Source organism: Vibrio sp. Y20_XG_PY13 (genome assembly GCF_024181925.1).
GTDB classification, from domain to species: Bacteria; Pseudomonadota; Gammaproteobacteria; order Enterobacterales; family Vibrionaceae; genus Vibrio; species Vibrio parahaemolyticus.
On the sequence record NZ_JAMZAL010000011.1, the window covers coordinates 1 to 14,689 of the forward strand.

6 protein-coding genes, 2 tRNA genes and 1 riboswitch are annotated in these 14,689 nt (G+C 45.8%); of the genes, 4 read left to right on the forward strand and 4 right to left on the reverse strand.

Annotated elements, in window-relative coordinates; genetic code table 11:
• Positions 1 to 37: 37 nt before the first annotated feature.
• A tRNA-Asp gene (locus NL646_RS19960) sits at positions 38 to 114 on the forward strand.
• Between the two features lie 68 nt (positions 115 to 182).
• Positions 183 to 259, forward strand: a tRNA-Trp gene (locus NL646_RS19965).
• 1,098 nt (positions 260 to 1,357) lie between these two features.
• Here NL646_RS19965 and NL646_RS19970 read toward each other — a convergent pair.
• Positions 1,358 to 2,692, reverse strand: coding sequence for a sodium:proton antiporter (locus NL646_RS19970; RefSeq protein ID WP_011106084.1), 1,335 nt, complete (start codon positions 2,690 to 2,692; stop codon positions 1,358 to 1,360).
• 191 nt (positions 2,693 to 2,883) lie between these two features.
• On the opposite strand from NL646_RS19970, the gene metH reads away from it, so the two are divergent.
• A complete protein-coding gene (metH, locus tag NL646_RS19975; protein WP_253664602.1) occupies positions 2,884 to 6,564 on the forward strand; it encodes a methionine synthase in 3,681 nt (1,226 codons plus the stop codon).
• A gap of 123 nt (positions 6,565 to 6,687) precedes the next feature.
• On the opposite strand, the gene lysC is transcribed toward metH, so the two are convergent.
• Entirely contained in the window at positions 6,688 to 8,040 is a 1,353-nt protein-coding gene (gene lysC, locus NL646_RS19980) for a lysine-sensitive aspartokinase 3 (protein ID WP_025592220.1), read from the reverse strand.
• 102 nt (positions 8,041 to 8,142) lie between these two features.
• Positions 8,143 to 8,321, reverse strand: a riboswitch (Lysine riboswitch).
• Positions 8,322 to 8,647: 326 nt separating this feature from the next.
• Here lysC and NL646_RS19985 point away from each other — a divergent pair.
• Positions 8,648 to 9,769: an alanine--glyoxylate aminotransferase family protein gene (locus NL646_RS19985; protein WP_253664603.1), complete on the forward strand. Its 1,122-nt coding sequence runs from the start codon at positions 8,648 to 8,650 to the stop codon at positions 9,767 to 9,769.
• Between the two features lie 117 nt (positions 9,770 to 9,886).
• Here the strand turns inward: NL646_RS19985 and NL646_RS19990 are convergent, their stop codons facing one another.
• Positions 9,887 to 11,665: a PglL family O-oligosaccharyltransferase gene (locus NL646_RS19990; protein WP_140147352.1), complete on the reverse strand. Its 1,779-nt coding sequence runs from the start codon at positions 11,663 to 11,665 to the stop codon at positions 9,887 to 9,889.
• A 67-nt stretch (positions 11,666 to 11,732) separates the two neighbouring features.
• Positions 11,733 to 14,555 (reverse strand): excinuclease ABC subunit UvrA, encoded by a 2,823-nt coding sequence (gene uvrA, locus NL646_RS19995; protein ID WP_005490537.1) that lies wholly within the window; start codon positions 14,553 to 14,555, stop codon positions 11,733 to 11,735.
• Positions 14,556 to 14,689: the final 134 nt, after the last annotated feature.

Consider the following 14,689-nt stretch of genomic DNA (forward strand, 5'->3'; position numbering starts at 1 on the left):
GCCAGGCTTTAAATTTAGACTTAGGTCTAACCAGTGCGGAGCGGTAGTTCAGTTGGTTAGAATACCGGCCTGTCACGCCGGGGGTCGCGGGTTCGAGTCCCGTCCGCTCCGCCACTTATTTCGAAAACCTCGCTTTTGCGAGGTTTTTTTGAATCTACAATGTGATAAACTGTAGGTACAACAGGGGTGTAGCTCCAATTGGCAGAGCAGCGGATTCCAAATCCGCGTGTTGGGAGTTCGAATCTCTCCACCCCTGCCATATTTAAAGCCTCAGTCGAAAGACTGGGGCTTTTTTGTATCTGCAGCTCTGAGCTGAAGATATCTCTCCATACCGTTATTATACCATCTGGAAAATTAACTGGTTAGGTCTATCCATTTTTACGAATGCATTTTGGTGACTCTTTTGGAGCAATCCAAAAACCGATTTCATGCATCGCAGACTTTGGAGATGATGTAGTGGTAATCAGTAAAAGATTGGTTGGCTAAATAGCATTGCCGCAACCAACGCCATACTTGTCCGATAGGGTTTAGCTCTGGAGAATAGGGCGAAAGTTTGATTACACTGACATTTAAAGTCATTGGCAATTTCTTCTGTATGCCATCCTGCGCCATCCATTACAACGACGGCGTGACGTCCTTCCTACGTGACTGCCAATATTTGTTTTAAGTGCTCTATCATGATGTCTTTATTAACCCAGGGACAATGATAGCCTCACCAATTCCTCTTCTGCAACAGACTGAACCGAACAGATAAGCATACTCAAATTGTTGTTTCTCGGCTCTTGGGCGAGCTGCTTTTTCAGTCCATAAGTGTGTTGTCGTGTTTTGAGCGGGAAGTTATCCATGAAAAGCCCATGTGGTTGGCAGGTAATAGATAGAGTCAGGGTGGTAGTGCTCGCCAAATTCTTTCACGATATAAGCGAGGATGTCGGAACCAGTCAGTTCTCCGTCTTGTGTATCATTGGCTTTATCTTTTATATTGACTCAATTGTTCTCTTTGCTCGGAAGTTAAGAATGGTGGTTTTCCTGTTCTTGGCTTTTCTTGCCGTCCTTCCAGCCTTTCTTCAAGAAAGGTTTGGACCAACTTATTGACACTGGTTCGGCTTATCTTGAGAAACTTGGGCGATTTGTGTGCGTGAGTACCCATCTTTGAAATGAGCAAGGGCCAGCAGTCTCATTTTCATCTGAATGGCCTCAATTAGTTCATATTTTTACTTAGATTGGTATTAGGCTCGGGCTTCGCTCTGAGGAGAGTAGAACGGCGAGGTTTCTAGATAATATTGTTGGTGAAGTCTTCGAATTTTAGAGCATAAAAAAGCAGCCCTAAGGCTGCTTTTTAAATATGGGGAGAATGGAATTAGGCTTCAGTTTGTTCTCTTTGTTCTGCTAAAGAGCTTTGAGCTAGCTTTTCATCTTCCATCTTTTTTTCTTCAGCTTTCGCCTTTTCAATCATTGGTGTAATGGTTGAACCTTGAATAAGGATAGAGAACACCACAACCGAATAGGTCATTACAAGGATGATCTCTTTTACATCGATCAGCTTGTCTTGAACCACCCAAATTCCTGATGGAATTGAAAGTGCCATTGCTAGCGCTAGGCCGCCACGTAGGCCACCCCAAGTCAAAATTTTTACTGACCATGGGTTGTATTTTCTGTAACGTTTAAAGCCTATGTATGAGATAAAGACGCTGAGATAGCGAGAGGCTAGCACCAGAGGGACTGCAATTGCCATCATGATCCAGTCTTCTTCATGGAACTTAAATAGCAGCATCGACATACCAATTAATAGGAATAGCACGCCGTTTAGGAACTCATCTACTAACTCCCAGAAGTGGTCTAGGTGGTCTTCACTCTCTTTAGAGAAGCCAATAAAGCGTGTCCAGTTACCGATCATAATTCCCGACACCACCATCGCAAGTGGGCCTGAAACATGAATGTACTCAGCAAATGCGTAACCTGCTGTAGGAACACCGATGGTAAGTAGTAGTTCCATTGAGTGATCGTCAGTAGCACTGATTAGGTAGTGGAATACTAAGCCCAATAGAAAGCCATAGACGATCCCGCCAATCGCTTCTTGGATGAAGAGTAGAGTGACGCTACCGACTGTTGGTGCTTCTGAGCCAAATGCAATGGTGAAAAGCGTGACGAAAATAACCAAGCCGAAGCCATCATTGAATAGTGACTCCCCTTCGATCTGTGTCGAGATACGTTTAGGTGCATCTAACTTTTTAACGATAGCTAGAACGGCAATCGGGTCGGTAGGCGAGATTAATGCGCCAAATAGCAAGCAGTAAACCAAATCAAACTGTATGCCGATCAGCATACAAAGGCCATAAAGAACAAAGCCGATGAAGAAGGTTGAGAACAGGGTTGCTCCAAGAGCCAATACCGTGATTTCCCACTTTTGATCTTTTAAGTTGGGTAACTTGATGCCCAAGCCGCCAGCAAAAAGCAAAAATCCAAGGATGCCTTTCAACAAAAAGTCTTCAAAGTTGATCCTTGTTACCGTCTCGGTTGCAATCTCCGTAAGGTGAAACCAGTTGTTTTGACCGGCGATCAAAATAAGTAGAGAAAGAACCATTGAACCAGCTGTAATGGCGATGGTGGTTTGCATCTTTCCTATCTTGCTGTTTACAAAAGCAATTAGCATTGCAGCTGCGGATAGAAAACATAAAGTATGATAGACCGACATAGAGCTCTCTATTTGTAACATTTTATGAATGGAATTCTCGGTTGATGCTGTCTAAATAGCAAACATTTTTTCGGGTTTATTTTGCAAGTTAAGAAGGAGATAAAATAATCATTAAATCTCCATTTAGACGTCTAGACTCCTGAGGTTTGTGTGATAGGATGGAATCATAACTAAAGGAATGAGGCTGTACTGTGGGAAGCAAAGTAAGACAACAGATTGAAGCTCAATTGAAGCAACGTATCTTATTGATTGATGGTGGTATGGGCACCATGATCCAAGGGTACAAACTTGAAGAGCAAGATTACCGAGGAGAGCGCTTTGCCAATTGGCACTGTGATCTAAAAGGCAACAACGACTTGTTGGTGCTAAGCCAGCCTCAACTAATTAAGGAAATCCATAGCGCTTACCTTGAAGCCGGCGCTGATATTCTAGAAACCAATACCTTTAACGCGACCACCATTGCGATGGCTGACTATGAGATGGAAAGCCTGAGTGAAGAGATTAACTTCGCCGCGGCAAAACTGGCTCGTGGAGTTGCCGATGAGTGGACGGCGAAAACGCCTGACAAACCTCGTTACGTTGCAGGTGTACTTGGTCCAACCAACCGAACGTGCTCTATCTCCCCTGATGTGAATGATCCCGGCTACCGCAATGTTTCTTTCGATGAGCTGGTTGAAGCGTATTCCGAGTCAACTCGAGCGTTAATCAGAGGTGGCGCTGATCTTATTTTGATCGAAACTATTTTCGATACATTGAATGCTAAGGCATGTGCCTTTGCTGTCGATTCTGTATTTGAAGAGCTTGGTGTTGCACTGCCTGTCATGATTTCCGGTACGATTACCGACGCTTCGGGGCGCACGTTATCAGGGCAAACCACGGAAGCATTTTACAACTCTCTACGTCATGTAAGGCCGTTATCTTTCGGTCTTAACTGTGCATTGGGGCCAGATGAACTGCGCCCATACGTGGAAGAGCTTTCTCGTATTTCTGAATCATTTGTTTCCGCACACCCTAACGCAGGTTTGCCGAATGCTTTTGGAGAATATGACCTTTCTCCAGAGGATATGGCAGAGCATGTAAAAGAGTGGGCTAGCAGCGGCTTTTTAAATCTGATTGGTGGCTGCTGTGGCACAACGCCGGAGCATATTCGCCAAATGGCTCAGGCCGTTGCAGGTGTTACACCTCGCGCTTTGCCAGATTTGCCTGTTGCTTGTCGTCTCTCCGGATTAGAGCCATTAACGATTGAGAAAGAGACTTTATTCATCAATGTCGGTGAGCGAACTAACGTCACAGGTTCTGCTCGCTTTAAACGTTTGATCAAAGAAGAACAATACGATGAAGCATTAGAAGTCGCGCGTCAGCAAGTTGAAAATGGTGCCCAAATCATCGACATCAACATGGATGAGGGGATGTTAGATGCACAGGCTTGTATGGTGCGTTTTCTAAACCTATGTGCCTCAGAACCAGAAATCTCCAAAGTGCCAATCATGGTCGACTCTTCCAAATGGGAAGTGATCGAAGCGGGTCTGAAATGCATTCAAGGTAAAGGCATTGTGAACTCTATCTCTTTGAAGGAAGGCAAAGAGAAATTTGTTGAGCAAGCTAAACTGATCCGTCGTTATGGCGCAGCTGTGATCGTCATGGCATTCGATGAGGTTGGTCAGGCAGAAACACGCGCGCGCAAGCTAGAAATTTGTACAAATGCTTATCGTATTTTGGTAGATGAAGTTGGCTTCCCGCCAGAAGACATTATTTTTGACCCGAACATTTTTGCCGTCGCAACGGGTATTGATGAGCACAACAACTATGCTGTTGATTTCATTGAAGCTGTAGCGGACATCAAGCGCGATTTGCCACACGCGATGATTTCCGGTGGCGTGTCGAACGTGTCTTTCTCTTTCCGCGGTAATAACTACGTTCGTGAAGCAATCCATGCCGTATTCCTTTATCACTGTTTTAAAAACGGTATGGACATGGGCATTGTGAACGCGGGGCAGCTCGAAATTTATGACAACGTACCGGAAAAATTACGAGAAGCAGTAGAAGACGTTGTGCTTAACCGTCGAGATGACGCTACAGAAAGATTGTTAGATATCGCAGCTGAGTACGCAGATAAAGGTGTTGGCAAAGAAGAAGATGCCTCTGCGCTTGAGTGGCGAACTTGGCCTGTCGCAAAACGTTTAGAGCATGCGTTAGTTAAAGGGATCACAGAGTTCATTGTCGCAGACACTGAAGAAGCACGTGTGAATGCGGCAAAACCACTTGAAGTGATTGAAGGTCCTTTGATGGATGGCATGAACGTGGTGGGGGACCTATTTGGTGAAGGTAAGATGTTCTTACCTCAAGTCGTGAAATCAGCACGTGTGATGAAGCAAGCTGTCGCGCATTTAGAGCCTTTTATTAACGCCGAAAAACAATCTGGTAGCAGTAACGGAAAAATTTTGTTGGCGACAGTGAAGGGTGACGTGCACGACATCGGCAAAAACATTGTAGGCGTTGTATTGCAGTGTAATAACTACGAGATCATCGATCTTGGCGTGATGGTACCGTGTGAAAAGATCTTAAAAGTCGCGCTAGAAGAGAACGTTGATATTATCGGTTTGTCAGGGTTGATTACCCCATCTCTAGATGAAATGGTTCATGTTGCTAAAGAGATGGAACGTCTCAATTTTGATCTTCCGCTTCTGATTGGTGGAGCTACCACATCCAAAGCGCACACCGCCGTTAAGATTGAGCAGAACTACAAAAATCCGGTGGTTTACGTAAACAATGCGTCGCGCGCAGTAGGGGTTTGTTCGTCATTACTCTCCGATGAACGTCGACCTGCCTTTATAGAAAAACTGGATGCGGATTATGAGCGTGTTCGTGACCAACACAATCGTAAGAAGCCGCGTACTAAGCCTGTCACTTTAGAACAAGCGCGTGCAAACAAAGTCGCGATAGATTGGGATGCATACACGCCACCAGTTCCTGCAAAACCAGGCCTCCATATTTTCGATGATTTTGATGTCGCAACCTTACGCAAGTATATCGACTGGACGCCGTTTTTCATGACGTGGTCGCTGGTAGGAAAATACCCGACAATCTTCAAACATGAAGAGGTGGGTGAGGAGGCTCAGCGTCTGTTCCATGATGCCAATGAGTTGCTTGATCGAGTTGAACGTGAAGGATTGCTTAAGGCTCGCGGTATATGTGGTCTATTCCCAGCGGCAAGCGTGGGTGATGATATTGAAGTGTACATCGATGAGTCGCGTACCGAGGTTGCTAAAGTATTGCGCAATCTTCGTCAGCAAACAGAAAAGCCTAAAGGCTTTAATTACTGCTTGTCGGATTACATCGCGCCAAAAGAATCTGGCAAACAGGATTGGGTTGGAGCGTTTGCAGTAACTGGCGGTATCGGTGAGCGTGAGTTGGCCGATGAGTACAAAGCGCAAGGCGATGACTACAACGCAATCATGATTCAAGCGGTGGCGGATCGTTTAGCCGAAGCTTTTGCTGAATACTTGCATGAGCGTGTCAGGAAAGAAATTTGGGGCTATGCAGCGGATGAAAATCTATCGAATGATGAACTCATCCGTGAAAACTACCAAGGGATTCGTCCTGCACCGGGTTACCCAGCTTGTCCTGAGCATACAGAGAAAGGCCCGCTTTGGGAGTTACTGAATGTTGAAGAGAACATCGGTATGTCACTAACAACGAGCTATGCAATGTATCCGGGGGCATCAGTGTCCGGTTGGTACTTCTCACATCCAGACTCTCGCTATTTTGCGATCGCTCAGATCCAAGATGATCAGCTAGAGAGTTATGCTGATCGTAAAGGTTGGGATCGGATCGAAGCTGAAAAATGGTTGGGGCCAAACATTAACGGCTAAATCAAGTGAACAAGCAATAAAAAGGGCTGCCAATGTGCAGCCCTTCAGTTTGTCGTTGTTCCCTCAAAAAACACGTTATGCTTTTTGAACCACGTTAGTGGTCACTTGAGGAACAAACCAATGTTATTGTTCGAAGAGCTCTGTATGCAGCTTCTGAATGGCTTGCTTCGCCACCGACTCATTCACAAGGAAGCACAGGTTATGAGGGCTTGCTCCATAACAGATCATGCGTAAGTTCAAATCCTCTAGCGTACCAAACACTTGCTTCGCATAGCCTTTACGTTCACTCATCTTGTTACCAATCAAGGCTACCAAACAAAGGTCATGTTCTACTTCGACCTTACACAACTCTTCCAACTCTTCACGTGCTGCTTGAGGAAGTTGTGGTGCGCCTCCTGAGGTATCAGTTTGATCCAGTGTGAGTGACACACTGATTTCTGATGTGGTAATAAGGTCTACCGAAATTTTGTGCTTGGCTAAAATCTCAAATACTTTTGCTAAGAAGCCGTACGCATGGAACATGTTCGCACTACGTAGAGTGACCATCGTTTGATTACAACGCAGAGCGAGGGCGCGGAACAGTGGTGAGCTTTCGACTTGATGACGAATCCACGTGCCGCCTTTTTCTGGTTCTTTGGATGAGCCAACAAAAACCGGGATATCATGACGTAGAGCAGGGACCAGTGTTGATGGGTGTAATATTTTCGCGCCAAAATTAGCCATTTCAGAGGCTTCACTAAAACTGATCTCTGGGATTGGTGACGCTTTTGGTGCAATGCGAGGATCGGTCGTGTAAATACCAGGAACATCTGTCCAAATTTCAAGTCCAGATGCTTTCACACCTTCAGCAATCAATGCTGCACTGTAGTCGCTACCACCACGGCCTAACGTTGTTGTATTGCCTTCTTCGTCAGAGCCAATGAAGCCCTGTGTGATGACGACAGAATCAAGACATAAAGGGATAAGCTTCTCTTGCGCTAGTTGAGCAATAGCTTCGACATTCGGTTCTGCGCGACCAAAGTTGTCGTCGGTTCTTAGTACTTCACGAATATCAAATCGTACTGCATTGATACCACGCTCTCGCATGAGCTGCGCCAAAATGTGCGTCGACATTAACTCACCACATGCCACAAGGTGGTCGGTCAGTTTGGTGTTTGCTTGAATTGAGGCGGCTTCTGCAAGGCTGGTCACGGTATCTAAAATTCCGTACACCTCTGAAGAGGCTTCTGTCGCATCTTCCAATTGAGCCAAAATGGAATCATGGATCTCAGCTAGTTTTTTCAGTAACTCAGCACGGTGTTCCTGATCTTGAACGCCATTGGCCAGTTCTACCAAGATGTTGGTTACCCCAGAGCAAGCGCTGCTAACAACAAGGCGAGTATTTGGATTGTTTTCGATGATGGTGGCACAACGACTCATTGCCTCAAAATTGGCAACACTGGTCCCACCGAATTTAGCTACGTTAAATGCGCTCACTGCGTTTCTCCCACGACTTCCTAAAAAATATACACATCCAATGTTTTGTGAGGAAAGGAACAGAGCAAAAAGAGAGGTAGTTAGATTGTCATTTGAAAATGTACCCTCAGAAGCTCTTCATCAGACGGTGCTGATGACAGTTGATGGGACTCAACCCAAGTCAACCGACAAGCCAAACCCTGCAATTTTGACTTACCTCGGCACTACTCCCCCTGAATGATTGGTATTGGAATTGCGGTTCCACAAATCATCTGCCTGGGCAGTGCTCCTCTTCTACATAAAGCTCAAACATTGAACGGTTTTGACGTCACAATGTCAATCAATATTTCAACCAGAATGATGGTTTTTATTAACGAAATTGTGACAGTGGTTTGACCTCTATACTTAGGGCTAATTGCCGTGTGCAACAAAATACATTAGTGTGAAACCTTTGATGCCTGAATGTATTGCTAATCGAAATAAAAATGGCTCCTGTTTTCTGGTGAACGACTTGTTAAATAATTCAAGTGAGTTTTCTTGCAAAGCATGAAGAGTGACGATGTTTTGATGGCAAATAATTCTAAAAATGACTTCTTTCAGGCTAAATGACTGCAATCAAGGAGCTGACATGCCGATCCAAAGCTTTATTCCCCCTCACCGAATTTTAATGGGCCCTGGTCCTTCCGATGTTTATCCGCAGGTATTGCAAGCCCTTAGCCGTCCAACGGTTGGTCATCTAGACCCTTTGTTTATCGCGATGATGGATGAGCTTAAACAGCTGTTGAAATACGCTTTTCAAACCGAAAATGAGTTCACTATTGCGGTTTCTGCTCCAGGCAGTGCTGGGATGGAGACTTGTTTCGTTAACTTGATCGAGAAAGGTGACAAAGTCATCGTTTGTCGAAACGGTGTCTTTGGCGAGCGCATGCGTGAAAACGTTATTCGTGCTGGTGGTGAAGTGGTGCTAGTCGATGATGAATGGGGGGCGCCTGTTTCAGTAGATAAAGTTGAACAAGCACTACAGCAACATCCTGATACAAAAATTTTGGCTTTTGTACATGCTGAGACATCAACCGGTGCTGTCAGTGATGCGCAAACTCTAGGTAAGTTAGCCAAGCAATATAATGTGCTGTCGATTGTGGACGCCGTTACATCGTTAGGCGGCGTACCGTTAAAAGTTGATGAATGGCAGCTTGATGCTGTGTACTCGGGCAGTCAAAAGTGTTTGTCGTGTGTGCCTGGCTTGTCTCCGGTGACGCTGTCTCCGGCTGCTATCGAAAAAATTCAATCGCGCACTACGCCAGTTCAAAGTTGGTTCCTCGATCAAAGCTTAGTGTTGGGGTACTGGAGTGGGGAAGGTAAGCGTAGCTACCATCACACAGCTCCAGTGAATAGCCTATATGCATTGCATGAAGCGCTGCTTGTGTTGCAGAACGAGGGGCTTGAGAACGCGTGGGCTCGCCATCAATTGATGCATGAGAAGTTGAAAGATGGTCTTCAGAAACTGGGTTTTGAATTTGTAGTGGAAGAATCTTACCGTTTACCTCAATTGAACGCGATTTATGTGCCGGAAGGGATCGATGAAGCGAAAGTTCGCGCGCATCTACTTGAAACTTACAACCTTGAAATTGGTGCAGGGTTAGGTGCGTTAGCTGGCAAAGCATGGCGTATTGGGGTGATGGGATACGGTGCTCGTGCGGAAAACGTCGCACTGTGCTTGAAGGCTCTGGAAGAGTCTTTAACCGAGTAAGAGTTGCGCATTAGAGCGTCTCAAGAGCTTGGAACTCTATTACTCATAACCAATAGGGCTTAAAATCATTGGGCTGAAAGCAAAAAAGCGAAGGACGTCCTTCGCTTTTTTGTTTGTCTATTCCGCATCAGACACGCTAGGCGTTGTCGATTGGGCTTGTGAGGGTGGTTGATAATTTACTTGGCTAAAGTCAATGTTCGGAAATAGGAATTGAGCCTCAGCACGAATTTGTTCTGCTTTACTGCTGTCATCTAGTCCTTGATAAGCCAAGATCAAGTTATTGTAGAACGCAGGGCGTGGCTTATCTTTAATGATCTGCAATGACCAATCAATATAAGGTTGAATCAAACTTGGATCTTGCTTGTACAGACCAATATTCAAAAAGGTACTGTAAACGTCCCAGTCAAATCTGTCTTTCCATACGACCGGGTTACTTACCTGATTCAAAATATCAGGGTTAGTCGGTCGCGTAGTTTCGAACTTCGTCAGAATGTAGTTCGTGTGTAGTGCGCTCACCATATAGAAGGTAAACACGGCCGGAATCACCAAGCTAAAAACACGTAGCAGACTTTTGGTCACTTTGCTAAACCCAACTTGGCGATAGCGCGAGACACGCTGGTCGACCCAATACAGCAAAATGATGAAAATCAGCCAGTGCACGAGAGAGTGATAAAACGGATATTCCAACTGAGAGTGAAGTACGATAGGAATGAATAACGCGAGCAACGCTAGGCGTGTGCCACGTTTGGCTTGATAAATCCTATGTAAAACCAATCCCATTGCGAGGATTATGCCTAATACAGGCAGAAGCCCACCTTCTACGCCCCAGTACAACATTTCATTGTGAGGATGATCCATCGATGGCAAGCCTGCAGGATAGTTCTCATTCAGCGCATGCTGGCGCGCGGTGTACAGCATGTACTCAGATTCAAACTTACCGTAACCGTAGCCAGTGAACGGTTTCTCGATCACCATATCCAAGGTTTGAGGGAAAGTGTACGCTCGAGGCGATTCCATATTCACTTTCTCTGCCGCCAGTCCACTTCCATCCGGGAATGCAATGCTCATTACAACGAACGAGAGTACCAAGCCCGTAACCAAAGCCGCGATCCAGCGAATAAAGCGGCCTTTGGTTGCAAAGCGATACATATAAGGAATCACTAACAACAAACCGATGATGGTCGCTAGCCATCCTGTGCGCGAAGCTAACGCGACAATCAACGGCAAGGTAACAACAGGTACGGCATACAAAAGGTAAACGTCGCTTAGCTTACGTGAGTACTTATAGGGTTGACGAGCAAGAAGGTAACTGGCAATGACTAATCCAGTAGCGAGAAAGCTAGCCATCACATTCGGTTGCTGAAAGATCCCGTACGGACGGTTAGCAATCGTGTCGTAGCCGAAAGGATTCCCTGGTTTTAGAAAAAGATATTGCGTCAGACCAAATAGAGCTTCAATCACGACTGCCAGTACGATGAACCAAAGTAACCGTTGGCGATGCTTATTACTGAAATGAAATTGCTGTAAGACAACAAAAAACAGGAAACCACTCCACAGGCCGATAAGTTTGTTCGCTGCCAGAGTGCTGTCCGCATTGGGGTAGAATACTGGCAACGTCATGATGATCGCGCTGATCAGTAACCCGATGGTTAGCTTTGAATAGCGTAAAATGCGGTTACTCGCGAGCTGATAGCAACCGATACCTAACGTAAAGCTAAATGCAATCCACGTTGTTGCGTTGAAGGATAGGGCTAACCCTGATCCACCTGGATTGGGCATAAAAAAGTGCATGGCCAGTAAAAACAGAACGGCCAAAGCGATGAGAAACTTGCGATTGAGAGGAACTTGTACTTTTTCAGGAGAAAGTTTGGTTCCACTTACATGTATAGTAGCCATATATATTGCGTTGTTTTGAATGAAAAAAGACCAGCGTTGGCTGGTCTTTGTACTTTACCCGTTTTTTCTATTTCAACATAGGCTTAAGGAATCGAGCTGTGTGCGAACCTTCGATCTGAGACACATCTTCTGGTGTTCCCTGGGCAATGATCTCTCCGCCGCCTTGTCCGCCTTCTGGTCCTAAGTCGATGATCCAGTCTGCTGTTTTGATGACGTCCAAGTTATGTTCGATAACCACAACGGTATTCCCGTGATCGCGCAGGCGATGAAGTACGGTCAATAGCTGCTGAATATCATGGAAGTGCAGACCAGTTGTTGGCTCATCTAGAATGTACAAGGTTTTACCCGTATCACGCTTGGATAGCTCTCTTGCCAATTTCACTCGCTGTGCTTCGCCGCCTGATAATGTGGTTGCCGCTTGACCTAAACGAATGTAAGACAGACCAACGTCCATTAGAGTTTGCAGCTTGCGGGCAATCGCAGGAACAGGATCGAAGAAGGTGCGAGCATCCTCGACGGTCATTTCCAGTACTTCATCGATGGTTTTGCCTTTGTAGCGTACTTCCAGTGTTTCGCGGTTATAGCGCTTACCTTTACACACATCACATGGCACGTACACGTCTGGTAAGAAGTGCATCTCGACTTTGATAACACCATCCCCCTGACAAGCTTCACAGCGACCACCGCGAACGTTAAAACTAAAGCGGCCAGGTTTGTAACCACGTGAACGTGATTCCTGCGTACCAGCAAACAGCTCGCGAATAGGGGTAAAGATTCCCGTGTATGTCGCTGGGTTCGAGCGCGGTGTTCGGCCAATTGGGCTTTGATCGATGTCGATAACCTTATCGAAATGTTCTAGACCTTTAATCGACTTATAAGGCGATGGGTGTGCAGTAGTAGCGCCATTGAGCTGGGTGTGTGCAATTTTGAAAAAAGTATCGTTAATCAAGGTTGATTTACCGGAGCCAGACACGCCAGTAATACAGCTAAACAATCCGACAGGAATAGACAAGTCGACGTTCTTCAGGTTGTTACCTGTTGCACCTAGTAGCTCGACGGTTTTCTTTGGATCGCGAGGGGTACGCTCTTTAGGGACTGCTATCTCTTTTGCGCCACTTAGATATTGACCTGTGAGAGAGTTCGGGTTGGCGATGATCTCATCCATCGTTCCTTCGGCAACCACATTACCGCCGTGTACCCCCGCTCCCGGGCCAATATCAATCACGTGATCGGCACAGCGAATGGCATCTTCATCGTGTTCTACCACGAGTACGGTATTACCTAAATCGCGCAAATGAGTCAGTGTTTTTAGGAGTCGTTCGTTATCACGCTGGTGGAGGCCAATTGACGGTTCATCTAAGACGTACATGACACCAACAAGACCTGCACCAATTTGGCTCGCTAAGCGAATGCGTTGTGCTTCGCCACCGGATAGCGTCTCTGCACTCCGGGATAAATTAAGGTAGTTCAAGCCCACATTTACAAGGAACTGTAGACGATCATTGATCTCCTTCATGACCTTTTCTGCAATTTGCGCACGTTGACCTTCTAGCTTGAGTGTTTGGAAGAAGGTAAGGGCATCTGCAATACTGAGCTCAACGATCTCAGGTAAGGTGGTATCGGCAATAAATACATTACGTGCTTCAAGACGTAGACGAGTACCGCCACAGCTTGAGCATGATTTTGTCGAGATGTATTTAGCCAACTCTTCTCGAACTGAGTTGGACTCGGTGTCGCGGTAACGACGTTCAAGCGTATTTAAAATCCCTTCGAATGGGTGGCGCTTTACGCGAATGTCGCCGCGATCATTGATGTATTTAAACTCGATCTCGGTGCGGCCTGAGCCTTTGAGAATAACGTCTTGCGTTTTCTTTGGCAGAGAGTTGAACGGAGCATGCAAATCAAATCCATAATGATCCGCCAATGAAGTCAGCATTTGGAAGTAATAGTAATTCTTTTGATCCCAACCACGAATGGCACCTTGTGCCAAACTGAGTGAGTCATCTTGAATCACTCGGCTTGGATCAAAATACTGTTGTACACCCAAGCCATCACAAGTTCCACACGCGCCTGCTGGGTTGTTAAATGAGAACAATCTCGGTTCCAGCTCTTGCATGCTGTAGCCACATTGCGGGCAAGCGAAGTTCGCTGAAAAGATGATTTCTTCCCCATCGCCATCCATCGGAGCAACCACCGCAATACCACCAGAAAGCTCTAGCGTCGTCTCAAATGACTCTGCTAGACGTTGTTGCAGATCTGGGCGAACTTTGAATCGGTCGACCACGACTTCAATGGTGTGTTTTTTGTGTAGCTCAAGTGTTGGAGGATCTGAAAGATCGCAAGTTTCGCCGTCAATACGCGCTCGAATAAAACCTTGGGCTGCAAGGTTTTCTAGTGTTTTTACATGCTCGCCTTTGCGCTCTTTTACGATTGGAGCAAGCAGCATCATTTTGCTGCCTTCTGGCAGTTCCAATACTTTATCCACCATCTGGCTGACAGTTTGTGCGGCTAATGGGGCGTGGTGAGTAGGACAGCGTGGTTCACCAACACGAGCGTAAAGCAGGCGTAAGTAGTCGTAAACTTCGGTGATGGTACCGACGGTTGAGCGAGGGTTATGAGATGTCGATTTTTGTTCAATAGAAATCGCCGGTGATAAACCTTCGATATGGTCGACATCTGGTTTTTCCATAAGAGACAAAAACTGACGAGCATAAGCAGACAGTGATTCGACATAACGTCGTTGGCCTTCTGCATATAAGGTATCGAATGCGAGAGAGGACTTACCGGAGCCACTTAAACCAGTAATTACTGTCAGTTTATCGCGAGGAATAGTCAGATTGATGTCTTTGAGGTTATGGGTTCGGGCACCGCGAACTTCTATTTTATCCATCATTTTTGCTCTATGTATAACCAAGTTGGGCAAGTATTACATAGTGTGAGAAATGTGCAAAGGAATACTGGACAAAAAAACAGTAAACAAAAAGCCCGGTATAAAACCGGGCTTTAGAGTCTAGGCTGATGAAA

Bases quoted from the DNA above. Each gene is read 5' to 3' on its own strand.
- uvrA (WP_005490537.1), bottom strand. From the start codon at position 14,555: ATGGATAAAATAGAAGTTCGCGGTGCCCGAACCCATAACCTCAAAGAC.
- NL646_RS19990 (WP_140147352.1), bottom strand. From the start codon at position 11,665: ATGGCTACTATACATGTAAGTGGAACCAAACTTTCTCCTGAAAAAGTA.
- NL646_RS19970 (WP_011106084.1), bottom strand. From the start codon at position 2,692: ATGTCGGTCTATCATACTTTATGTTTTCTATCCGCAGCTGCAATGCTA.
- NL646_RS19985 (WP_253664603.1), top strand. From the start codon at position 8,648: ATGCCGATCCAAAGCTTTATTCCCCCTCACCGAATTTTAATGGGCCCT.